The 21,751-nt window shown below is 72.9% G+C and carries 25 protein-coding genes and 1 riboswitch; of the genes, 15 read left to right on the top strand and 10 right to left on the bottom strand.

Features of this window, described 5'->3' with window-relative positions; all coding sequences use genetic code 11:
- Positions 1–191 precede the first annotated feature (191 nt).
- The 7 genes from AMK27_RS00730 to AMK27_RS00700 all read right to left on the bottom strand — a co-directional run bounded on the left by AMK27_RS00730 (position 192) and on the right by AMK27_RS00700 (position 5,469).
- Complete coding sequence (locus AMK27_RS00730; protein WP_073903768.1) at positions 192–935, bottom strand: urease accessory protein UreD; 744 nt, start codon at positions 933–935, stop codon at positions 192–194.
- Positions 932–1,609 carry an urease accessory protein UreG gene (ureG, locus tag AMK27_RS00725; protein WP_073902078.1) on the bottom strand — a complete coding sequence of 226 codons (678 nt, stop codon included), beginning with the start codon at positions 1,607–1,609 and terminating at the stop codon, positions 932–934. The genes AMK27_RS00730 and ureG overlap by 4 nt, the downstream gene beginning before the upstream one ends.
- Before the next feature lie 18 nt (positions 1,610–1,627).
- Entirely contained in the window at positions 1,628–2,293 is a 666-nt protein-coding gene (locus tag AMK27_RS00720; RefSeq protein ID WP_073902077.1) for an urease accessory protein UreF, read from the bottom strand.
- Complete coding sequence (locus AMK27_RS00715) at positions 2,293–4,014, bottom strand: urease subunit alpha (protein ID WP_073902076.1); 1,722 nt, start codon at positions 4,012–4,014, stop codon at positions 2,293–2,295. Before AMK27_RS00715 ends, AMK27_RS00720 begins: the two co-directional genes overlap by 1 nt.
- Positions 4,007–4,372, bottom strand: a complete 366-nt coding sequence (locus tag AMK27_RS00710; RefSeq protein ID WP_073902075.1) for an urease subunit beta — start codon at positions 4,370–4,372, stop codon at positions 4,007–4,009. Before AMK27_RS00710 ends, AMK27_RS00715 begins: the two co-directional genes overlap by 8 nt.
- Before the next feature lie 13 nt (positions 4,373–4,385).
- Positions 4,386–4,688, bottom strand: coding sequence for an urease subunit gamma (locus tag AMK27_RS00705; RefSeq protein WP_030316690.1), 303 nt, complete (start codon positions 4,686–4,688; stop codon positions 4,386–4,388).
- A 160-nt stretch (positions 4,689–4,848) separates the two neighbouring features.
- The gene (locus AMK27_RS00700; protein WP_073902074.1) at positions 4,849–5,469 is read right to left on the bottom strand and encodes a TetR/AcrR family transcriptional regulator; all 621 of its coding nucleotides are present in this window, start codon (positions 5,467–5,469) and stop codon (positions 4,849–4,851) included.
- Between the two features lie 105 nt (positions 5,470–5,574).
- On the opposite strand from AMK27_RS00700, the gene AMK27_RS00695 reads away from it, so the two are divergent.
- Positions 5,575–6,582 (top strand): hypothetical protein, encoded by a 1,008-nt coding sequence (locus AMK27_RS00695; protein ID WP_073902073.1) that lies wholly within the window; start codon positions 5,575–5,577, stop codon positions 6,580–6,582.
- A 166-nt stretch (positions 6,583–6,748) separates the two neighbouring features.
- Here AMK27_RS00695 and AMK27_RS00690 read toward each other — a convergent pair whose 3' ends face one another.
- Positions 6,749–7,027, bottom strand: a complete 279-nt coding sequence (locus AMK27_RS00690; protein ID WP_073902072.1) for a type II toxin-antitoxin system Phd/YefM family antitoxin — start codon at positions 7,025–7,027, stop codon at positions 6,749–6,751.
- Positions 7,028–7,070: 43 nt separating this feature from the next.
- Here AMK27_RS00690 and AMK27_RS00685 point away from each other — a divergent pair, with 43 nt between their 5' ends.
- The 3 genes from AMK27_RS00685 (at position 7,071) to AMK27_RS00675 (ending at position 9,023) form a co-directional block, all read left to right on the top strand.
- Positions 7,071–7,709: an ATP-dependent Clp protease proteolytic subunit gene (locus AMK27_RS00685; protein ID WP_073902071.1), complete on the top strand. Its 639-nt coding sequence runs from the start codon at positions 7,071–7,073 to the stop codon at positions 7,707–7,709.
- Positions 7,710–7,716: 7 nt separating this feature from the next.
- Positions 7,717–8,022 carry a hypothetical protein gene (locus AMK27_RS00680; RefSeq protein WP_073902070.1) on the top strand — a complete coding sequence of 102 codons (306 nt, stop codon included), beginning with the start codon at positions 7,717–7,719 and terminating at the stop codon, positions 8,020–8,022.
- Positions 8,023–8,361: 339 nt separating this feature from the next.
- Positions 8,362–8,543, top strand: a riboswitch (cyclic di-AMP (ydaO/yuaA leader).
- 3 nt (positions 8,544–8,546) lie between these two features.
- Positions 8,547–9,023 (top strand): C40 family peptidase, encoded by a 477-nt coding sequence (locus AMK27_RS00675; RefSeq protein ID WP_073902069.1) that lies wholly within the window; start codon positions 8,547–8,549, stop codon positions 9,021–9,023.
- A 90-nt stretch (positions 9,024–9,113) separates the two neighbouring features.
- Here the strand turns inward: AMK27_RS00675 and AMK27_RS00670 are convergent, their stop codons facing one another.
- Together AMK27_RS00670 and AMK27_RS00665 are read right to left on the bottom strand one after the other, a co-directional pair.
- A complete protein-coding gene (locus AMK27_RS00670) occupies positions 9,114–9,551 on the bottom strand; it encodes an ATP-binding protein (RefSeq protein ID WP_073902068.1) in 438 nt (145 codons plus the stop codon).
- 158 nt (positions 9,552–9,709) lie between these two features.
- The gene (locus AMK27_RS00665) at positions 9,710–10,891 is read right to left on the bottom strand and encodes an 8-amino-7-oxononanoate synthase (protein ID WP_073902067.1); all 1,182 of its coding nucleotides are present in this window, start codon (positions 10,889–10,891) and stop codon (positions 9,710–9,712) included.
- A 143-nt stretch (positions 10,892–11,034) separates the two neighbouring features.
- Between AMK27_RS00665 and bioB the strand changes: the two genes are divergently transcribed.
- The 11 genes from bioB to mug all read left to right on the top strand — a co-directional run bounded on the left by bioB (position 11,035) and on the right by mug (position 21,730).
- Positions 11,035–12,297, top strand: a complete 1,263-nt coding sequence (gene bioB, locus AMK27_RS00660) for a biotin synthase BioB (RefSeq protein WP_073902066.1) — start codon at positions 11,035–11,037, stop codon at positions 12,295–12,297.
- Positions 12,290–13,570 (top strand): adenosylmethionine--8-amino-7-oxononanoate transaminase, encoded by a 1,281-nt coding sequence (locus AMK27_RS00655; RefSeq protein ID WP_073902065.1) that lies wholly within the window; start codon positions 12,290–12,292, stop codon positions 13,568–13,570. The genes bioB and AMK27_RS00655 overlap by 8 nt, the downstream gene beginning before the upstream one ends.
- 28 nt (positions 13,571–13,598) lie before the next feature.
- Positions 13,599–14,333 carry a dethiobiotin synthase gene (gene bioD, locus AMK27_RS00650; RefSeq protein WP_073902064.1) on the top strand — a complete coding sequence of 245 codons (735 nt, stop codon included), beginning with the start codon at positions 13,599–13,601 and terminating at the stop codon, positions 14,331–14,333.
- Between the two features lie 177 nt (positions 14,334–14,510).
- The gene (locus AMK27_RS00645; protein ID WP_073902063.1) at positions 14,511–14,855 is read left to right on the top strand and encodes a VOC family protein; all 345 of its coding nucleotides are present in this window, start codon (positions 14,511–14,513) and stop codon (positions 14,853–14,855) included.
- 10 nt (positions 14,856–14,865) lie between these two features.
- Complete coding sequence (locus tag AMK27_RS00640; RefSeq protein WP_073902062.1) at positions 14,866–15,540, top strand: class I SAM-dependent methyltransferase; 675 nt, start codon at positions 14,866–14,868, stop codon at positions 15,538–15,540.
- A gap of 95 nt (positions 15,541–15,635) precedes the next feature.
- Complete coding sequence (locus AMK27_RS00635) at positions 15,636–16,061, top strand: GNAT family N-acetyltransferase (protein WP_073902061.1); 426 nt, start codon at positions 15,636–15,638, stop codon at positions 16,059–16,061.
- A gap of 219 nt (positions 16,062–16,280) precedes the next feature.
- Positions 16,281–17,624, top strand: coding sequence for a hemolysin family protein (locus AMK27_RS00630; protein ID WP_073902060.1), 1,344 nt, complete (start codon positions 16,281–16,283; stop codon positions 17,622–17,624).
- On the top strand, positions 17,621–18,640 hold the full coding sequence (locus AMK27_RS00625) for a hemolysin family protein (RefSeq protein WP_073902059.1): 1,020 nt from the start codon (positions 17,621–17,623) through the stop codon (positions 18,638–18,640). The genes AMK27_RS00630 and AMK27_RS00625 overlap by 4 nt, the downstream gene beginning before the upstream one ends.
- A 197-nt stretch (positions 18,641–18,837) precedes the next feature.
- A complete protein-coding gene (locus tag AMK27_RS00620; RefSeq protein WP_073902058.1) occupies positions 18,838–19,620 on the top strand; it encodes an SGNH/GDSL hydrolase family protein in 783 nt (260 codons plus the stop codon).
- Between the two features lie 107 nt (positions 19,621–19,727).
- A complete protein-coding gene (purB, locus tag AMK27_RS00615; RefSeq protein ID WP_198955779.1) occupies positions 19,728–21,170 on the top strand; it encodes an adenylosuccinate lyase in 1,443 nt (480 codons plus the stop codon).
- A 62-nt stretch (positions 21,171–21,232) separates the two neighbouring features.
- On the top strand, positions 21,233–21,730 hold the full coding sequence (gene mug, locus AMK27_RS00610) for a G/U mismatch-specific DNA glycosylase (RefSeq protein ID WP_079188126.1): 498 nt from the start codon (positions 21,233–21,235) through the stop codon (positions 21,728–21,730).
- Positions 21,731–21,751: the final 21 nt, after the last annotated feature.

Below are 21,751 nucleotides of genomic sequence, written 5' to 3'. Positions count from 1 at the left end.
CGTGTACTCCCCCAAGATGAGCGCCACCCCCCGTGGCGGCGCTGTGTGTTGGCTGTCCGGGGGATCCTTTCGTCCTGAGGGCACCCGATGAAAGGGCGAACACGTGTTTCTTTGCCGAACCAATAACCGGTGAACGGTGTACCGCTGAGCGGTGACCCCCCGGCGGTACGCGCAAATCCGGTCAGAACTATTCAGAACGGGGCGAGTTCGGACAGCGCGGTGTCGAGCAGCCGACGGACCGCGAGGGCGTCCGGGGCGACGGCGGTGACGAGGGCCGCGGGTCCCGCGAGCGGCGTGACGGCGGCGAACTCGCCGAGCAGCCGCGACCGCACCGGCTTGTCCTCGAACGCCGGATCGACGACGAGGAGCTGCCCGGTAGCCCGGTGGCCGCCGAGGACCGCGCCTCCGTCCCAGCCGCCCGGGGCCCCGGGACCGAAGGCCAGCTCCTGGTCGAGGAGGGGGCGCCCGGCGCGACGGACGGTGAGCCGGGTGACGAGAGTGCCGGGCGGTTCGCCGTGCCGGCCGAGGATCTGCTCCTCGCGGAGCACCAGCCGGGCCGTGGAGCCGAGTTCGACGACGGTCCGCATCCGCAGGTGGGAGCCCTGCACGGAGACCACCTGCTCGGGCAGCCAGCGGAGCACCCCGTCCTCGCCGACGGCGATCCGGACGTCGTACGCGGCCGGCTCGGCGCTCCGGCCCGGCAGGGCGAGGGTGGCGGCGGCCGAGTCGACCAGCAGCCTGGCCCCGTCCCGCACCTCGGTCTCGACGGCGAGCCGGTCACCGCCGAGCGGCGCGCTCATCGCCCCGACGACGGTGACCCGGGTGTACGGCCCGGAGGCCCTGGTCCGGCGCAGGGCCAGGGGCCCGTCGCTCACGAGCAGCGGCAGGCCCCCGTCGGCGTCGGCGGCGATCCGGGCGGTGGCGCGCAGGCTCACGCGGTCCATGCCCCGAGCTGGGCCCGGACCCAGTCCGCGACCGGGGCGACGCCGTCCTCGGCGCGCAGCGAGGTGAAGGCGACGGGCAGGTCCCCGCGCTGCTCCTTGGCGTCGCGCGCCATCCGCTCCAGGTCGGAGCCCACGTACGGGGCGAGGTCGGTCTTGTTGACGACCAGCAGGTCGGCGGTGGTGACGCCGGGGCCGCCCTTGCGCGGGATGTCGTCGCCGCCGGCCACGTCGATGACGAAGATCTGGGCGTCGACGAGTCCCTTGGAGAAGGTGGCGGTGAGGTTGTCGCCGCCGGACTCGACGAGGATGAGGTCGAGCGGACCGACGGTGTCCTCGAGCTCCTCGACGGCTTCGAGGTTGGCGGAGATGTCGTCGCGGATGGCGGTGTGCGGGCAGGCGCCGGTCTCCACCGCCTGGATGCGCTCGGGCGGCAGGACGGCGTTGCGGAGCAGGAACTCGGCGTCCTCGCGGGTGTAGATGTCGTTGGTGACGACCGCGAGGGAGAGGGTGTCGCGCAGGAGCCGGCAGAGGGCGGCGACGGTGGCGGTCTTGCCCGAGCCGACCGGCCCGCCGAGCCCGATGCGCAGGGCGCGGCGGGTGCCGTCGGGGCGGTGGGCGTCGGCGGAGACGGCGCCGTGGTGGGTGTGGCCGTGGTCGAGGTGCATGGGGCGGCTCCAGGGTGCTCAGGAGGCGAAGAGGCGGACGGGCCAGGCGGCGTGCTGTTCGGCGGTGATGTCGAGGAGGGGCGCGGAGGCCGCGGGCAGGGCGGCGACGCCCTGCCGGGCGGCCCGCGCGGCCTCCGCGGCGACCAGGTCCATGGCGGGGGCGAGGCGGGCGAGGACGGCGGTGGCCTGGAAGGGGTCCAGGCTCAGGAGCCGGACCGCGGCGGTGGCGGGACCGCTGACGGTCTCGTACGCGACGCAGTGCGCGGCGTCCTCGGGGCCGAGCCCGGCGGCCCGGGCGGCGACGCCGAGGACGACGGGCTGATGGGCGCCGCGCGGGAACGCGGCCGCGAGCGCGTCGAGTTCGGCGCACGGCCAGGTGGCGCGCGCCGCCCGCATCATCTGCCGGCCGAGCTTGCGTGCCGCCGTGCGGAGGGCGGGCGACGGGGTGCGGGCGTCGGCGGCGGCGTCGAGTTCGTCCGCGTCGAGGCCGTGCGCGGCCCCCGCTGCGAGCCCGGCGGAGGTGAGTCCGGTGGTGTGCAGCCGGCCCCGGCAGAAGGCTTCGAGTCCGGCCGCGTCCCGGATGCGGCCGGCCTTGACGGCAGCCTCCGCGCCGCCCGAGTGGGCGTGCCCGCCGGCGGGGAACCGCCCGTCGGCGAGCACCAGGAGTGCTGAGCGACTCGTCATCAGAAGAGGAAGTAGCGCTGGGCCATGGGCAGTTCGGCGGCGGGGGCGGGTTCCACCGCTTCGCCGTCGATCGTGACCGTGAAGGTGTCGGCGTCGACCTCGACCCGGGGCATCGCGTCGTTCTCCCGCATGTCCGCCTTGGACACCCGGCGGGTGCTGCCGATCGTGGTGAACTCCTTGTGCAGGCCCAGCCGTTGCGCGATGTCGTCCTCGATGGCGGCCTGCGCGACGAAGTTGACCGAGCCGGCCGCCGCCGCCTTGCCGAGCGCGCCGAACATCGGCCGGGGCAGGACGGGCTGGGGCGTGGGGATGGAGGCGTTGGCATCGCCCATCTGCGCGTACGCGATCTGGCCGCCCTTGAGGACGGTGAGCGGCTTCACCCCGAAGAAGGCGGGCTCCCACAGCACCAGGTCGGCGAGTTTCCCAGGTTCGACGGAGCCGATGAGGTGGTCCATGCCCTGGGCGACGGCCGGGTTGATCGTGTACTTGGCGACGTAGCGGCGCGCCCGGTGGTTGTCCGCGCGACCGTCCCCGGGCAGGGCTCCGCGCCGCTTCTTCATGACGTGGGCGGTCTGCCAGGTGCGCATGACCACCTCGCCGATGCGGCCCATGGCCTGCGAGTCGGAGGAGATGATCGAGATGGCGCCCAGGTCGTGGAGGACGTCCTCGGCGGCGATGGTGGAGGGCCGGATCCGGGACTCGGCGAAGGCCAGGTCCTCGGGGACGGCGGGGTTGAGGTGGTGGCAGACCATCAGCATGTCGAGGTGTTCCTCGATGGTGTTGACGGTGTGCGGCCGGGTCGGATTGGTCGAGCTGGGCAGGATGTACGGCTCCGAGACCACCGTGATGATGTCGGGGGCGTGGCCGCCGCCCGCGCCCTCCGTGTGGTACGCGTGGACGGTGCGCCCGGCGATGGCGGCGAGGGTGTCGCCGACGAAGCCGGCCTCGTTCAGGGTGTCGGTGTGGATGGCGAGCTGGGCGCCCGTCTCCTCGCACACGCCGAGACAGGCGTCGATGACGGCGGGGGTGGCGCCCCAGTCCTCGTGGATCTTGAACCCGAGGGCTCCGCCGCGCAGTTGGGAGTGCATGGCCTCCCGGGACATGGTGTTGCCCTTGCCGAGCAGACCGATGTTGACCGGGAAGGTGTCGAGGGCCTCGAACATCCTGGCCGTGTGCCAGGGGCCGGGGGTGACCGTGGTCGCCTTGGTGCCCTCGGCCGGTCCCGTACCGCCGCCGACGAGGGTGGTGACGCCGGTGGCGAGGGCCTGCTCGACGACGGTCGGCGAGATGAAGTGGACGTGGGCGTCGACGGCGCCGGCGGTGACGATCCGGCCGTTGCCGACGATGATCTCGGTCTCGGGGCCGATCACCAGGTCGGGGTGGACACCGTCCATGGTGTCGGGGTTGCCGGCCTTGCCGAGGGCGGTGATCCGGCCGTCACGGATGCCGATGTCGGCCTTGACGATCCCCCAGTGGTCGATGACCACGGCGCCGGTGATCACGGTGTCGGGGGCGCCCTCGGCGCGGGTGGTGCGGGCCTGGCCCATGGACTCGCGGATGACCTTGCCGCCGCCGAAGACGGCCTCGTCGCCGGCGCGGCCGGGGCCGCCGCTGCGGTCCTCCTCGATCTCGACGAGGAGATCGGTGTCGGCGAGCCGGATGCGGTCGCCGGTGGTGGGGCCGAACAGATCGGCGTAGACGGCGCGGTGCAGGTCAGGCACGGTCGGCCCCCTCGGCCTCGGTGGGTTCGTCGGTCGTGGCGGCGTCGGTCGTGTCGAGCGGGCCCGCCGTCCCGCCGCGCAGGCCGGGCACGATCCGCCGGCCGGCGAGCGGGACGAGTTCGACCTCCACGGGGATGCCCGGCTCGAAGCGGACGGCGGTACCGGCGGCGATGTGCAGGCGCTGTCCGCGCGCGGCGGCGCGGTCGAAGGCCAGACCGGGGTTGACCTCGGCGAAGTGGTAGTGGGAGCCGACCTGGACGGGCCGGTCGGCGGCGTTGAGCACGGTCAGACGCGTGACGGGGCGCCCCTCGTTGAGGGCGACGGGGCCGTCCGCGTACAGGATCTCTCCGGGGATCATCGGCGCGGCCCGTTCAGACGATGGGGTCGTGGACGGTGACGAGCTTGGTGCCGTCGGGGAAGGTGGCCTCGACCTGGACGTCGTGGATCATCTCGGGGATGCCGTCCATGACCTCGTCGCGGGTGAGCACCTTGCGTCCCGAGGCCATGAGTTCGGCGACGGTACGGCCGTCTCGGGCGCCTTCGAGGATGTGCGAGGTGAGGAGGGCGACGGCCTCGGGGTGGTTGAGGCGCACACCCCGGGCCAGTCGCTTGGCGGCCACGTCCGCGGCCACATGGATGAGCAGGCGTTCCTGTTCGTGCGGGCTCAGTTGCACTCTTCCACCTCACAGTCGTCGACCGGGACACCCGGACAGCTGCGGACCCTACCGACCGTCAACACCTTGTTGAACTGCGGAGATGCGGCACGCGGCCAGACATTGCACGTTAGGGCGGAAGTTTTTCCGGCTCGTTAACTGCGCCTTTGCTCTTTCATGATCATCGGATCGGGTCGACCGTCATGGACATGAGCCCCCGGATGCCGTCCTCCAGGACGTCGACGGCGACGTCGCCGAAGAGGGCCTGCTGGGCGATGAAGCCCTGGACGACGGCGATGAGCGTGCGGGCCACGTGGTCGGCGGGGACGTCGGCGGCCAGGATGCCGCCCTCCTTGTAGAGGGCGACCAGGTCCGCCCAGACGACGCGCATGCCGTTGTACCCCTCGGCGAGGGTCAGCGCGAGCCGTTCGTTGCGCAGGGTCTCGGTCCACACCTGGATGATCAGGCGCGCGAAGGCCTGCCGGTCGGCGCCCTCGATCCGCTCCTCGAGGAAGAGCCGGAGCACCGCGCCGATCAGCACGTCGGGGGTGGGCGGCGGCGTGGCTTTCGACGCCTCCTCGAAGGCACCCCTTATCCCGGCGAAGGCCTCGGTCGCGATGGCCGCGATGATCTCGTCCTTGCCGCGGAAGTACCGGTAGACCGCGCCGGCCGACAGCCCGACCTCACCGAGCACGTCCTGCATCGAGGTGGCGTGGAAGCCGTTGCGGGCGAAGCAGCGCGCCGCGCCGTCGAGGATCTGGCGCCGCCGGGCGTCGAGGTGTTCCTGGGAGACACGAGCCATGGCCCGAATCTAAAACGAATATTCATTCTTGACAACTTCCGATGCCCGCAGGACAGTGAGGGGCATATAAAAACGAACGATCCTTCTCTTTGAAACGAGGACACCATGTCCGCCAACGCCACCGCCGTCGACGCGGGGCGCAGGACCATCGCGGTGATGGTGCTGATCCCCGTCGTCGTCGCCCTCACCCTCTGGGCCTTCGCGTGGCCCGCGGCCCGGACCGCACCCCGCGACCTGCCGATCGGTGTCGCCGGACCCGCCACGGTGGCCACCGCCCTGGAACAGGACTTCGCCCGGCACGAGGGGGCCTTCGAGGTCCACCGCTACCCGGACGGCGCCGCGGCCCGCGCCGCGATACAGGACCGCGATGTATACGGAGCGGTGGTCGTGACCCCTGGCGGTACGGAGCTGCTGACCGCCTCGGCGGCGAGCCCCGTGGTGGCCGGACTCCTGCGGGAGGCCGTCACCGCACAGGCCCCGGAGGGCACGAGGATCCAGGTCACGGACGTGGTCGCCGCACCGGCGGGCGACCCGCGCGGGGCGGTGCTCTCCTCCAGCCTGCTGCCGCTCGCCCTGGCCGGAGCGGCGGCGGGGGTCGTCGCGACCCTCCTCGGCCTGCGCGGCGGGCGCGCGGCGGCCGCCCTCGCCGGCGCGGCGGCGCTCGCCGGTGTCGTCGGCGCGGCGCTGGCCCACAGCTGGCTCGGCGCCCTGGGCGGGAACTGGTGGGCTGAGGCCGGGGTCCTGGGCCTCACCGTCCTGGCGATCGGTTCGACGTTCGCCGGGCTCGCGGCCCTCGTGGGCAAGCCGGGCCTCGGGCTGGGGGCGCTGCTGATGATCCTGCTCGGCAACCCGTTCTCGGGCGTGGCGAGCGCTCCGGAACTGCTGCCGACCGCCGTGGGCACCCTCGGCCAGTGGCTGCCGCCGGGCGCCGCGGGCTCGGCCCTCCGGTCCGTCTCCTCCTTCGACGGCGCGGCGGCGGGCGGACCGCTGCTCGTCCTCGCCCTGTGGGCGGTCGCGGGTCTCACGTCGACCGTGCTCGGAGCCCGGCTGCGGCGTCCGGAGCCCACCGCGCCGGCAGCCGCTGCGGCGCCGGTTCCGGCACGCGCGGGCTGACCCCGGCCACCGAGTCCGACCGCGCACCAAGACGGCCGCGTGCCCCCGCTGTAGCGGACGGGGGCACGCGGCTTCCGCGTTGACGCGACCGCGACTGGGACGGGGACGGGGACTGGGACTGGGACGGAAACGAGGACGGGGCGGCGGGCGGGCCCGCCGGGCAGGGTCAGGAAGCGCCGGGCCCGCGGTGGTGGGCGGCGATGCCGAAGCGGCGCTGTTCGCCGGTAGCGGAGTCCACGGAGTGGAGGCCGGAGACCGAGCTGATCACCTGCTCGTCGGCGGGCTTCTCGGCGGCCTCGAGTTCCTCCAGGTCAGCGGCGGACACCAGGGCGACCAGCGGCTTCCCGTGGCGGGTGACGACGACGCGCTCCCCGCCGTAGACGACGCGGTTGATCAGGTCGGCGAGCTCGGCTCGCGCTTGCGTCACCGGGATCTCGTAGGTCATGCTCCCCATCTTACGGGCTGTACGTCCTGTACATTTTTGACAGATGGAGGTACCCGTCATGGAGGCTCGCCACGTCCTGCCCGAGTTCACGGAGCGCACCAGCTACGGAACCCGGACCCTCGACCCCTACTCGAAGCTCCTCTCGAACCGGATCGTCTTCCTCGGGGCGCCGATCGACGAGGCGTCGTCCAACGACGTCATCGCCCAGCTCCTGTATCTGGACCACGCGGGACCCGAACAGGACATCGCGCTCTACATCAACTCCCCCGGCGGCTCGATCCACGCCATGACCGCGATCTACGACACGATGCGCTCGCTGCACTGCGACGTGGAGACCACCTGTCTGGGCCAGGCCGTCTCCACCGCCGCCGTCCTGCTCGCCGCCGGCACCCCGGGCAAGCGCATGATGCTCGCGGGCGCCCGGGTCACCCTGCGTCAGCCCGTCATGGACGAGCCGCTCCAGGGCCAGCCGAGCGACCTCGACATCCAGGCCCGCGAACTGCTCCGGCTCCGCGCGCTGATGGCGGGGATGCTGACCGAGCACACGGGGCGGGACCGGGAGCGCGTCGACAAGGACCTCGACCGCCTCACGGTCCTGGACGCACCGGGGGCGGTCGCGTACGGCCTCGTGGACCACGTGGTCACGAACCGGCGCGCGAGCGCCGGCGGCGCGGCGGGGTGAGCCGGCCGTGGTCCCCGAGCTGCCTCCGCTGCCCGCGCTGACCCGCGCCGAGGGTGAACTCGTCGACGCCTACCTGGAAGTGGTGGACCTCCTCGGGAAGATCAATCCATCCAGGAGTTCGCATACCTATGGCGCCCTGCGCGCGGCCCAGGCACTGGTGGGGCGGTCGGAGGCACTTCTCCAGGCCCTGACGCTGATGCATATGCGGGGCGAGAGCGAGGTGCACGCGGACACGCTGGCGCAGGCGCTCAGGGTGCTGGACGGCGAGCGCCGCGCGGACCGCGTCACCGTCCCGCGCACCCGCGCGAGTTGACATTTCCGCGTGTCGTGTCGAGGTCCGGACGGCCGACGCGCACCGCAGAATCGCTCCCCCGATCGGCGTAGTCGACGAGTCGACATATGTGCCGGGTGAGTTGCACAACAGGTGTACGCATTTGGCGGAATGGGGCGTTCCACCCCTGGTGCGGGGCTCGTAGGGCGAACCTCCGAAGATCACAAAGACTCCCTGTCCACCCGTATGGATCAGTCGTGAGGAGCCTCACATATCGCCGTTTCAGCTCGGATTTCGACCTGGGTGTGGGTCAAGATCCCTGTCGACGACAAGCCCCCGCCGCCGCGGCGGGGCGGTCCGGGCGGACGCCGAGTCCTGCCGCTGTCCCGGACGTCTGGTCGACAGGATTGGATCGGCAGGAGTGGAGGACCCGATTTTTACGGGGCGTACGCGCTGTTCCGGCAGCGAGTCCGCCCCTTGGGGTGAAGCCGCGTCAGCGGCCGGGCATCTTCGCCAGCCCGAACCCGACAGGTCATCCTTCGCAGGCGGCTGACGAAGGGTTGCGCATGACTGCGCAGATGCACGTCCCGTCCCTGCTGTCCCGGGCCGGAGCCGTCTCGGCTCTCACCCTCGCCGCCGTCGGCGGCACGCTGTTCGCACCCGGTGCGGCAACGGAGGCCCAGGCAGCCACCACGCACGCGAACAAGGCACTGAGCGTCGCCGCGTCCAAGAAGGGAGCTCCGTACCGGTACGGGAGCACCGGACCCTCCAGGTTCGACTGCTCCGGTCTGACGCTCTACGCGTACAAGAAGGCGGGCAAGTCGCTGCCCCGCACCGCGCAGCAGCAGTACAACAAGACCCGGCACATCTCCGCCTCCACCAGGCAGAAGGGGGACCTGGTCTTCTTCCACTCCGGCGGAAGGGTCTACCACGTGGGCATCTACGCCGGGAGCGGCAAGATCTGGCACTCGCCCAAGACGGGTTCCTGGGTGAAGCTCGACAGGATCTGGTCGTCGAAGGTCTACTACGGCCGCGTCCGCTGATCAGGCGGCGGTAGCGGTTCGTCCGGGGGGGGTGCGGTGGCGCCGCCGTGCCCCTGACCGACGGAACAGGACCTGGGGGGATGTCACCCCCTAACAGCTCGCCAAAGGGGCTGTGGTCCACGGAAGGGTGATCCAGACCGTCTTGCCGCCGTCGTCGGTCGGTGTGACCGACAGACGGCCGCCCGCTTCGGCGGCGAGGACACGGATGATGACCATGCCGCGGCCGTTGTCCTGCTGGACGGCCGCCGGGAGGCGGCGCGGCCGGCGGGGATGGCTGTCGGTGACGCCGATGTGGAGCCGCTCCTCGCGCTCCAGGCGGACGTCCACCGTGAAGGTGGGCGACTGGCCGAGGGTGTGCAGGACGGCGTTGGTGGCCAGTTCGGAGACGATCAGCCGGATCGAGTCCGCGATGTCCGCGACGTCGTCGAGGCCCCAGCCCATGAGGACGTCCGCGACGAAGCGCCGGGCCGTGGGGACCGAGGCGGGTTCGCTCGGCAGCGTGACGGATGCTTCCTGGTGATCTGCCATGGCGACGCTGTCCCTTTCCCACCGGGGCCACCGCCCCGGACTGCACTTCGCGTCAGAGTGCCACCGATCGCGCCGCGCCGTGCGGCGTTCCACCAAGATATGTCCCCATCTGTCGCCCGAAGCGGTGAACTCTGCTGCCCGGGAACGTCCTTGGCGCCCTACCCGGCGTCCGGCGCGGCGCGCAGGATCGTCCGTACCGCGTCCTCGATCTGCGCGTCGGTCAGATCGGCGCGGGCCGTGAGCCGCAGCCGCGAGATGCCGTCGGGGACCGACGGCGGCCGGAAGCAGCCGACCGCGAGACCCTGTTCGCGGCAGTCCGCCGCCCAGCGCAGGGCCGCCTCCGGCGAGGGCGCGCGTACCGAGACGACGGCCGCGTCGGGCCGGGCCGCCGTGAGACCGGCCTCGGTGACCAGCCGGTGCAGCGTGCTCGCGACCGTACGCGCCCGCTCCGCGAGGCCCGGTTCGGCCCTGATCAGACGCAGGCTCGCGAGGGCGCCGCCCGCGGCCGCCGGAGCGAGACCGGTGTCGAAGATGAAGGTGCGGGCCGCGTTCACCAGGTGCTCGATCACCCGGGCCGGGCCGAGGACGGCACCGCCCTGGCTGCCGAGGGACTTGGAGAGGGTCAGGGTGGCGACGACGTCCTCGTCGCCCGCGAGCCCGGCCTCGTGCGGGGCGCCCCGGCCACCGTCGCCGAGGACGCCGAAGCCATGGGCGTCGTCCACCACGAGTCCGGCCCCGTGCGCCCGGCAGGCCTCCGCGAGCTCCGGCAGCGGCGCCTTGTCGCCGTCGACGGAGAAGACCGAGTCGCTGACGACCAGGGCCCGCCGCCCCGGGTGCGCGCCGAGGGTCTTGCGTACGGCCTCGGGCTCGGTGTGCGGCACGACGGCCGTCTCGGCGCGGGCCAGGCGGCAGCCGTCCACGATCGAGGCGTGGTTGGCGGCGTCGGAGACGATCAGGGAGTCCCGGCCGCCGAGCGCGGTGAGCGCGGCCAGGTTGGCGGTGTAGCCGGAGGAGAAGACGAGGGCCGCCTCGAACCCGCAGAACTCGGCGAGCTCGCGCTCGAGCCGGGTGTGCAGCCGGGTGGTGCCGGTGACGAGCCGCGAGCCGGTGGAGCCGGCGCCCCAGCGCCTCGCCGCGTCGGCCGCCGCCTCGGTGACCTCGGGGCGGCGGGTGAGGCCCAGGTAGTCGTTGCCCGCCAGGTCGAGCAGGTCCGACTCGGCGGCCCGCGGCCGCAGCGTACGGACGAGACCGGCGTCCGCCCGGCGGCGCGCCTCGGCGTCGGTCCAGTCGAACGCGGTACGGCGGGGGCCCGCGGCCCGTGCGTCGTCGGCCTGTGGCATTCGGCGATCCTTTTGTAGGCAGCGCACAGACCCTAACCGGACGGTGCCGAGGTCGGGATGTGGTCATCCACACACCTCTATCGGGGGCGTTTGTTCAGATCCTCCTTGGCCCGGGGGTGGGCGGTAGGCAAGGATCAGCGTTTATGGACCTGCTGAACACGCTGGTGGAGAAGGGGCTGCGGCGCGAGCTGCCGACCCGTGAAGAAGCGCTCGCCGTGCTGGCGACCTCCGACGACGAACTGCTCGATGTGGTGGCGGCGGCCGGCAAGGTGCGCCGTCAGTGGTTCGGGCGGCGGGTGAAGCTCAACTACCTGGTGAACCTGAAGTCGGGCCTGTGCCCCGAGGACTGCTCGTACTGCTCGCAGCGGCTCGGCTCCAAGGCCGAGATCCTCAAGTACACCTGGCTGAAGCCGGACGAGGCCTCCCAGGCCGCCGCCGCGGGTGTCGCGGGCGGGGCCAAGCGGGTCTGCCTGGTCGCGAGCGGCCGCGGTCCGACGGACCGGGACGTCGAGCGGGTCGGCAGGACCATCGAGGCCATCAAGGAGCAGAACGAGGGCGTCGAGGTGTGCGCCTGTCTGGGTCTGCTCTCGGACGGCCAGGCGGAGCGGCTGAAGGACGCCGGCGCCGACGCGTACAACCACAACCTGAACACGTCCGAGGCGACGTACGCCGGGATCACCAAGACCCACACGTACGCGGACCGGGTGGACACCGTGCAGAAGGCGCACGCCGCCGGTCTGTCGGCCTGCTCGGGTCTGATCGCGGGCATGGGCGAGACCGACGAGGACCTCGTCGACGTCGTGTACGCGCTGCGCGAGCTCGACTCGGACTCCGTCCCGGTCAACTTCCTCATCCCCTTCGAGGGGACGCCGCTCGCCAAGGAGTGGAACCTCACCCCGCAGCGCTGCCTGCGGATCCTGGCGATGGTGCGGTTCGTCTGCCCCGACGTCGAGGTGCGGATCGCGGGCGGCCGCGAGGTGCACCTGCGGTCGATGCAGCCGCTGGCGCTGAACATCGCGAACTCGATCTTCCTCGGCGACTACCTGACGAGCGAGGGCCAGGCCGGCCAGGCCGACCTGGACATGATCGCGGACGCGGGCTTCGAGGTGGAGGGCGCGGGCACGACGACGCTCCCGAAGCACCGCGCGGACGCGCTCGCCGCGGCGGGCGGCGGCTGCGGTTCCCAGGCGTCGGCGGGCTGCGGCTCGCACGACGCGGCGGAGGGCGCCGGCTGCGGCTCGCACGCCGAGGCCGGTGGCGGCTGCGGTCCGTGCGGGGGTCACGCGCAGGCGGCCCCCTCGGCCGAGCCCGCCGCAGAGGCCGCGAGCGAGGTGCCGGGAGCCCGTCCCGACCTCGTCGCCGTGCGCCGCCGTGGGGCCGGAACGGAGCTCGCCCCGAATGCGTAACGACGAGCTGCTCGCCCTGGACCGGGCGCACGTCTGGCACCCGTACGGTCCGATGCCGGGACGCACGGAACCGCTGGTCGTCGATTCCGCGTCGGGTGTCCGGCTCCGCCTGGCCGAACCGGTGCACGGCCAGGCCGAGTTGATCGACGGCATGTCCTCGTGGTGGTCGGCCCTGCACGGCTACAACCACCCGGTGCTCAACGAGGCGGCGCACGGCCAGCTGGACCGGATGAGCCACGTCATGTTCGGCGGGCTCACCCACGAGCCGGCCGTGCGGCTCGCCACCCGTTTGGTCGAGATCACCCCGGCGCCCCTCCAGCACGTCTTCCTCAGCGACTCCGGCTCGGTCTCCGTCGAGGTCGCGGCCAAGATGTGTCTGCAGTACTGGCGCTCGGTGGGCCGGCCCGGCAAACAGCTCCTCATGACCTGGCGCGGGGGCTACCACGGGGACACCTGGCAGCCGATGTCGCTGTGCGACCCCGAGGGCGGGATGCACGAGCTGTGGTCGGGCGTCCTCCAGCGCCAGGTGTTCGTCGACGCGCCGCCGGTCACGTACGAGGAGTCGTACGCCGACATGCTGCGGGAGCAGATCGCGCTCCACGCCCACGAGGTCGCCGCGGTGATCGTAGAGCCGGTGGTCCAGAACGCGGGCGGGATGCGGTTCCACCCGCCCGCGTACCTGCGCGTCCTCCGCGAGGCCTGCGACGAGCACGGGGTCCTCCTGATCTTCGACGAGATCGCGACCGGCTTCGGCCGGACGGGCACGCTGTTCGGCGCCGACCAGGCCGGCGTCTCACCCGATGTGATGTGCGTGGGCAAGGCCCTGACGGGCGGATACCTGTCGATGGCGGCCACGCTCTGCACGACGGAGATCGCCGAGGGCATCTCGCGCGGCGAGGTGCCCGTCCTGGCGCACGGGCCGACCTTCATGGGCAATCCGCTGGCCGCCGCGGTGGCCTGCGCCTCGATCGACCTGCTGATGTCCCAGGACTGGGCGCTGGAGGTCAAGCGGATCGAGACGGGACTCCGCGAGGGGCTCGCCCCCGTCGCCGAGCTGCCCGGTGTCCGCGAGGTGCGGGTGCTCGGCGCGATCGGCGTCGTCCAGCTCGACCACGACGTCGACATGGCCGCGGCCACGGAGGCGGCGGTCCGGGCGGGCGTGTGGGTGCGTCCGTTCCGCGACCTGATCTACACCATGCCGCCGTACGTGACGGGCGACGAGGACCTGGCCCGCATCTGCGCCGCGGTGCACGCGGCGGCGGTCGCGGGCTGACCGGAAGAACGCGAGAACGGGGAGAACTGTGGGAATCATCGTCGTCAGCGGTACGGGCACGGAGATCGGCAAGACCGTCGTGACCGCCGCGGTCGCGGCCGTCGCCACCGCCGCCGGCCGCACGGTCGCCGTCCTCAAGCCCGCGCAGACCGGTGTCGGGCCGGACGAGCGCGGTGACGCGGACGAGGTCGTACGGCTCTCGGGCGCCGTGGGCTCCGCCGAACTGGGCCGTTTCCCGGAGCCGCTGGCGCCGGGGACCGCGGCCCGGCGGGCGGGGCTGGCCCCGGTCGGGCCCGCGGAGGTCGCCGAGGCCGCCAGGAAGCTGGCCGCCGAGCACGACCTGGTCCTCGTGGAGGGGGCGGGCGGCCTGCTCGTCCGCTTCGACGAGGAGGGCGGCACCCTCGCGGACGCGGCGGCGCTGCTCGGCGCGCCCGTTCTCGTGGTCGTCGCCGCCGGTCTGGGGACGCTCAACTCCGCGACCCTGACGGCGGAGGCACTGCGGGCACGCGGGATCGAGCAGCTGGGCGTGGTGATCGGCAGCTGGCCGGACGCGCCGGACCTGGCGATGCGCTGCAACCTCGCGGACCTGCCGCGGGAGGCGGACGCGCCGCTCCTCGGCGCCGTGCCGGAGGGGTCGGGGTCGCTCGGCCCGGCGGAGTTCCGGGCGGCGGCGGGCGACTGGCTCGGGCCCGCGCTCGGCGGCACGTGGGACGCGGAGGCGTTCCGGGAGCGGTTCGCGGAGCCGTACGCCGGGGATTCGTAGGGCGGGCGGCGGCGGGGTCCGTCGCCGGGAAGCTCGCGGGCGCGGGCGGCGGCGGAGTACATCGCCGGGAGGCTCGCGGGCGCGGGCGGTGCGGCGGGACGCGGGACGCTCGCGGCCGCGGGGCACAGGGGCCTCCGATCAGGGGACGCGCGTGTCTCCGCTCCGTAGGCTGGAGGCATGCGCGCTCACGTTCAGGAGATCGTCTTCGACTGTGCCGATCCGGCCGCTCTGGTCCGGTTCTGGGCGGGGCTCCTCGGCGGTGCCCCGGTCGACCGGAGCGGCGACTGGTCGTACGTGGACCCGCCGGACTTCGTCCGGCTCGCCTTCCAGCGGGTGCCGGAGGGCAAGGCCGTGAAGAACCGCGTCCATCTCGACCTGGAGGTCGAGGACCCGGTCCTGGCCGCCGACGAGGCGCTGCCCGCGGGCGCGTCCCGGGTCGGCGCGCCCGTCACCGACGAGCAGGGCGCCTTCCAGGTCATGCGGGACCCGGAGGGCAACGAGTTCTGCTTCGTCACGGGCTGAGGAGGCTCCGATGGCACCGCCGCACACTCCGTCACCCGTCCCGTCCGCCTCGCCCGGCGTCCACCATCCGCTGTTCGCCCGGTTCTACGCCCGGTTCAGCGTGTCCGCCGACGCCAAGGGCGGGCTCGGCGCGCTGCGGGCGGAACTGCTCGCCGGGCTGTCCGGCCGGGTGATCGAGATCGGGGCGGGCAACGGGCTGAACTTCGCGCACTACCCGGCCGGTGTCACCGAGGTGGTGGCCCTCGAACCGGAGTCCAGGCTCCGGCGGCTGGCCCAGGAGGCCGCGCTCCGGTCCCCGGTCCCGGTGACCGTCCTTCCGGACACGGCCGAGGCGCTGCCCCTGGAGGACGCCTCCTTCGACGCGGCGGTGGCCTCGCTCGTGCTGTGCACGGTACGGAACCTCCCGCAGGCCCTGGCCGAGCTGCACCGGGTGCTGCGCCCCGGCGGCGAGCTGCGGTTCTTCGAGCACGGCCTCGCCGACTCGCCCGGCCTCGCGCGCGTGCAGCGGGGTCTCGACAGGACCGTCTGGCCACTGCTCTTCGGCGGCTGCCACACCTCCCGCGCCCCGCTCGCGGCGATCGAGGCGGCCGGCTTCACCCTGGGCCCGTACCGCTCGTTCGACGTGCCGGAGAAGGGCCCACGGCTGCCCTCGTCGCCCTGTGTGCTCGGCACGGCCCGGCGGTAGCGGCGCCTGGGCCGGGCACGGCCCGGCGGTGGCCGCGCCTGTCCGCGGAGCGGAAATCCTGGCAGCGGCCCGGCCCCGCGTGATGGGATCCGGCCATGATCGCTCCGAAGATACGTGCCGCCACCCCCGACGACGCCGAGGCCGTGCTGGCCTTCTGGAAGGAGTCCGCCGAGGGGACCTCCGTCTCGGACGACGTGCCCGGGGTGACCCGGCTCGTCGCACGCGACCCCGAGGCACTCCTCCTTGCGGTCGCCGACGACCGCATCGTGGGTTCCGTCATCGCGGGCTGGGACGGCTGGCGCGCCTCCCTCTACCGTCTGGCGGTCCTGCCCTCGTACCGTCGCCGGGGCATCTCCACCGCGCTGCTCCGGGCGGCCGAGGAGCGGTTCCTCGCGCTCGGCGGACGGCGTGTGGACGCCATGGTCCTGGAGGCGAACGAGACAGGACAACGGCTGTGGACGGCGGCCGGGTACGGTCGCCAGGACCACTGGCGCCGCTGGGTGAAGCCGCTCACGGACTGAGCGGCCCGACCGGCTCAGGGCCGGTCACCCCGCCGTTTTGCCGATCCTTTACCATGGTCTCTCATCAGACGACCCGACGACCGAAAGGTGTGAGCGTCCGCCCATGGGCGAGCCTCCCAGTAGTACCGATCTCCGTACTGCTCCCGAAAGCACCGGCCACGACCGCCGGCATCGAGCATTCCCCCTCCCCCTGGCTGATCATGGGACGGAGGTGAACCGATGACCGAAGTGCTGCTGCTCCTCCTGGCGCTCCTCCTCTCCGTCGCGTGCGGCGCGTTCGTCGCGGCCGAGTTCTCGCTGACGACGGTCGAGCGCCGCGAGCTCGAGGACGCGGCCGAGCGCGGTGAGCGCGGAGCGGCGGGAGCGCTCAAGGCCGTCAGGTCGCTGACCTTCCAGCTCTCCGGCGCCCAGCTGGGCATCACCGTCACCAATCTGGTCGTCGGCATGCTCTCCGAGCCGTCGATCGCCAAGCTGATCCGGGGTCCGCTCGAGGACCTCGGCATCTCCGCCTCGGTCGCCTCGTCGGTGGCGCTGGTCCTGGGCACGGCCCTGTCGACCGTCGTCCTGATGGTGGTCGGCGAGCTGGTGCCCAAGAACTGGGCGATCTCCTCGCCCCTCGCGGTCGCGAAGGTGGTCGCCACCCCGCAGCGGGTGTTCACCGCCGCCTTCAAGCCGCTGATCAGCCACCTCAACAACACCGCGAACCGGATCCTGCGCCGGCTCGGCATGGAGCCGACCGAGGAACTGGCCTCGGCGCGCTCCCCGCAGGAGCTGGTGGCGCTCGCCCGCCACTCCGCGAAGGAGGGCGCCCTGGAGGCGGACACGGCCGAGCTGTTCGTCCGCACCCTCAACCTGGCGGAGCTCACCGCGGAGAACGTGATGACGCCCCGCGTGCAGGTCACCGCGCTGGACGTGCAGGCCACCGCGGAGGACGTCGCCAACGCGACCCGGGCGACCGGCCTCTCCCGCTTCCCCGTCTACCGGGGCAGTCTCGACGCGGTCGTCGGCATCGCGCACATCAAGGACGTCCTGGCCATACCGGCCGAGGAGCGGCGCCACCGGCGGATCGGCGAGCTGCTGCGCGAGCCGCTGCTCGTGCCCGAGACGCTGACCGTGGACCGGCTGCTCGACCGGCTGTCCGGGAAGCAGACCATGGCCGTCGTCATCGACGAGTACGGCGGTACCGCCGGGGTCGCGACCCTGGAGGACATCGTCGAGGAGGTCGTCGGCGAGGTCCGCGACGAGCACGACCCGCACGAGACGCCGGACCTGGCGCGGGCGGGCGAGGACGAGGACGGGCGTGAGCTCTGGTCCGCCGACGGCGCCGCCCGCACCGACCAGGTGGAGGTGATCGGCCTCCGGGTTCCGGACGGTCCGTACGAGACACTCGCGGGCTTCGTCGCCCATGAGCTGGGCCGCATCCCCGCCGTCGGGGACCGCGTGGAGCTCGACGGCTGGCGGCTCGACGTCGTGGACGCCTCGGGCCGGCGCGCCGCGCGCGTGCTGCTGCACGCCCCCGCGGTGCGGGAGCACCAGGACGAGACCGGGGAGGCCGGCCGATGATCGCGATCCAGCTGTTGATCGGTCTGCTGACCCTGGTCGTCAACGCCTTCTTCGTCGGCGCCGAGTTCGCCCTGATCTCGGTGCGCCGCAGTCAGATCGAGCCGCTGGCCGAGGAGGGGAACCGGCGGGCGCGCAGCGTCATCTGGGGCCTCGAGCACGTCTCCGCGCTGCTCGCCGCGGCGCAGCTCGGCATCACGCTCTGCACCCTGGTGCTCGGCATCGTCGCCGAGCCGGCCATCGCGCACCTGCTCGAACCGGTCTTCGACGCGGTGGGTGTGCCGCACGGCCTGGTCCACCCCATCTCGTTCGTGATCGCGCTGAGCGTGGCCACGTATCTGCACATGCTGCTGGGCGAGATGGTGCCGAAGAACATCGCGCTGGCGGAGCCGACGCGTACGGCGCTGCTGCTCGGCCCGCCGCTGGTGACGCTGGCGCGGGCGCTGCGGCCGGTGATCTTCGCGATCAACGCCTTCGCCAACGCGCTGCTCAAGCTGCTGCGGGTGGAGGTCAAGGACGAGGTCGCGGCGACGTTCTCGGACGACGAGCTGGCCCGGATGGTCACCGACGCCGGTGACGCGGGTCTGCTCGACGACCGGGCCGCGGAGCGGCTGCACGACGCGCTGGAGCTGGGCCGCCGTCCGGTCCGGGATGTCGTGATGCCGGCGGAGAAGGTCGTGTACGCGCGGGTCGGTACGAGTCCGGGCGAGCTGGAGGCGCTGTCGGCCCGGACGGGCTACTCGCGCTTCCCCGTGGTCGACGCGGAGCGCAGGATCCTGGGCTATCTGCACGTCAAGGACGCCCTGGACGCCTCGCCGCGCGACGAGCCGTTCCCGGTGTCCGCGCTGCGGCCGATCGCCCGGGTCCGCGCGGCCACGCCGCTGGACGACGTGCTGACGGCGATGCGCCGCAGCCGGACGCATCTGGCGGCGGTGCTCGACGAGGAGGGCAAGCCGGCCGGGCTCGTGGCGATGGAGGACGTGCTGCGGGAACTGGTGGGCCGCCCGGCGGCGCCGTAGCGCCGCGCACCGGCAGGGGAGGGCCCCGGGAGCATGTGCTCCCGGGGCCCTCCCCCGTTCCCGTGGGGCGGGATGCGTTCCCGCGGGGCCGGCTCCGTTCCCGTGCGGCGGGATCCGTTCCGGTGCCGCCGACTCCGTTCCCGTGCGGCGTGCTCCGGAGCGGATCGCCGCATACCGCACGGTATGATCTCTCCGCCATGCAGATGAATGCCACGTACAACAGTTTCGTCGCCCTCGGCGACAGCTTCACCGAGGGCATGTCGGACCGGAAGCCCGACGGTTCCTACCGGGGCTGGGCCGACGTGCTCGCCGGCCGGCTCGCCGCCCGCGCCCCCGGCTTCCGCTACGCCAACCTCGCCGTGCGCGGCAAGCTCATCGGACAGATCGTCGAGGAGCAGGTCGAGACGGCCGCCGCGATGAAGGCCGACGTCGTGACGCTCGTCGGCGGGCTCAACGACACCCTGCGGCCCAAGGTCGACATGGGGCGGGTCCGCGGACTGCTCACCGAGGCAGTCGAGACGCTCACCCCGTCGTGCGGGCAGCTGGTCCTGATGCGCAGCCCCGGCCGGAACGGGCCGGTCCTCGAACGCTTCCGCCCCCGGATGGAGGAGCTGTTCGCGCACGTCGACGATCTCGCCGCCCGGCACGGGGCCCTGGTCGTCGACCTGTACAGCGCCCCCTCGCTCGCCGACCCCCGGCTCTGGGACGTGGACCGGCTCCACCTCACGGCCGACGGGCACCGGCGGGTCGCCGAGGCCGTGTGGCAGACCCTCGGCCTGGCCCCCGAGGAGGACTGGCGGACACCGCCGCCGCCGACCCCGCTGCCGCGCTGGGCGAGCCGCCGCGCGGCGGACGCCCGCTTCGCCAGGGAGCACCTCGGCCCGTGGATAGGGCGGCGTCTGACCGGCCGCTCGTCGGGCGACGGCCGCGCGCCCAAGCGCCCCGAGCTGCTGCCGTACGAACCGCCGACCGCGCCGTAGCCGCGGCGGGCGCGGTGCGGGAACGCGGCCGTGAGCTGCGTCTCGTAGCAAGCTCCAGCTCGGACGGTGGCGCTGGCCTGCAGAAATCGCCAGTAAACTCTGTCCACGTGACTGCTGTGACTGCGAAGCCCCGCATCCCCAACGTTCTGGCCGGCCGCTACGCCTCCGCGGAGCTCGCCGTCCTCTGGTCCCCCGAGCAGAAGGTGAAGCTGGAGCGTCAGCTCTGGCTCGCCGTGCTGCGTGCGCAGAAGGACCTCGGGATCGAGGTTCCGGACGCCGCCCTCGCCGACTACGAGCGCGTGCTCGACCAGGTCGACCTCGGTTCCATCGCCGAGCGCGAGAAGGTCACCCGGCACGACGTGAAGGCCCGGATCGAGGAGTTCAACGCCCTCGCCGGCCACGAGCACGTCCACAAGGGCATGACCTCGCGCGACCTCACCGAGAACGTCGAGCAGCTGCAGATCCGGCTCTCCCTGGAGCTGATGCGGGACCGTACGGTCGCCGTCCTCGGCCGTCTCGGCAAGCTCTCCGGCGAGTACGCCGAGCTGGTCATGGCCGGCCGCTCGCACAACGTCGCCGCCCAGGCGACCACCCTCGGCAAGCGGTTCGCGACGGCCGCGGACGAGCTGCTCGTGGCGTACGCCCGCCTGGAGGAGCTGCTCGGCCGCTACCCGCTGCGCGGCATCAAGGGTCCCGTCGGCACCGCCCAGGACATGCTGGACCTGCTCGGCGGCGACGCCGGCAAGCTGGCCGACCTGGAGCAGCGGATCGCCGGTCACCTCGGCTTCGCCCACGCCTTCACCTCGGTCGGCCAGGTCTACCCGCGCTCGCTCGACTACGACGTGGTCACCTCGCTGGTGCAGCTGGCCGCCGCCCCGTCGTCGATCGCCAAGACGATCCGCCTGATGGCGGGCCACGAGCTGGTCACCGAGGGCTTCAAGCCCGGCCAGGTCGGCTCCTCGGCGATGCCGCACAAGATGAACACCCGCTCCTGCGAGCGCGTCAACGGCCTCATGGTCATCCTGCGCGGATACGCCTCGATGACCGGCGAGCTGGCGGGCGACCAGTGGAACGAGGGCGACGTCTCCTGCTCCGTGGTCCGCCGGGTCGCGCTGCCCGACGCGTTCTTCGCGCTCGACGGTCTCCTGGAGACCTTCCTCACCGTGCTCGACGAGTTCGGCGCCTTCCCGGCCGTCGTCGCCCGTGAGCTCGACCGCTACCTGCCCTTCCTGGCGACCACCAAGGTGCTCATGGGCGCCGTGCGCGCCGGTGTCGGCCGCGAGGTCGCCCACGAGGCCATCAAGGAGAACGCCGTCGCCTCCGCCCTCGCCATGCGCGAGCAGGGCACCGTGCAGAACGAGCTCCTCGACAAGCTGGCCGCGGACGAGCGCATCCCGCTGGACCGGGCGCAGCTCGACGAGCTGATGGCGGACAAGCTGTCCTTCACCGGCGCCGCCGCCGACCAGGTCGCCGCGGTGGTCTCCCGTATCGAGGAGATCCTCAAGCAGCACCCGGAGGCCGCCGCCTACGCCCCCGGGGCGATCCTCTGACCGGGAGCCCCCGGTTCACCAAGGAGCAGCTGGAGGCCGCCCGTGACCGCGTCGTTCCCGACGTGGTGGCGGGCGGCCTCTCGGTCTTGTTCTGCGGGATCAACCCGGGTCTCATGACGGCGGCGACGGGCCATCACTTCGCCCGCCCCGGCAACCGCTTCTGGCCGGTGCTCCACCTGTCCGGGTTCACCCCGAGGCAGCTGCGGCCGGACGAGCAGGAGGAGCTCCTGGCGTACGGTCTCGGGATCACGAACGTGGTGGCGCGGCCGACCGCCCGGGCCGACGAACTGAGCCGGGAGGAGTACGTCGAGGGCGGCCGGATCCTGACCGCGAAGGTGGAGCTGCTGGCGCCCCGCTGGCTCGCGGTCGTCGGTGTCACCGCGTACCGCACGGCCTTCGGCGAGCCGAAGGCGGCCATCGGGCCGCAGGAGCGGGTGATCGGATCCACCCGGGTCTGGGCGCTGCCGAACCCGAGCGGGCTCAACGCGCACTGGACGGCGGCGACGATGGCCGCGGAGTACGCCCGGCTCCGGGAGGCCGCCGAGGTCCCTCACGGCTGAGGAGGCCGCGTGCCGCGCGGG

Source organism: Streptomyces sp. CB02009 (genome assembly GCF_001905825.1).
Lineage (GTDB): Bacteria > Actinomycetota > Actinomycetes > Streptomycetales > Streptomycetaceae > Streptomyces.
This window is presented reverse-complemented; position numbering and strand designations above follow the sequence as displayed.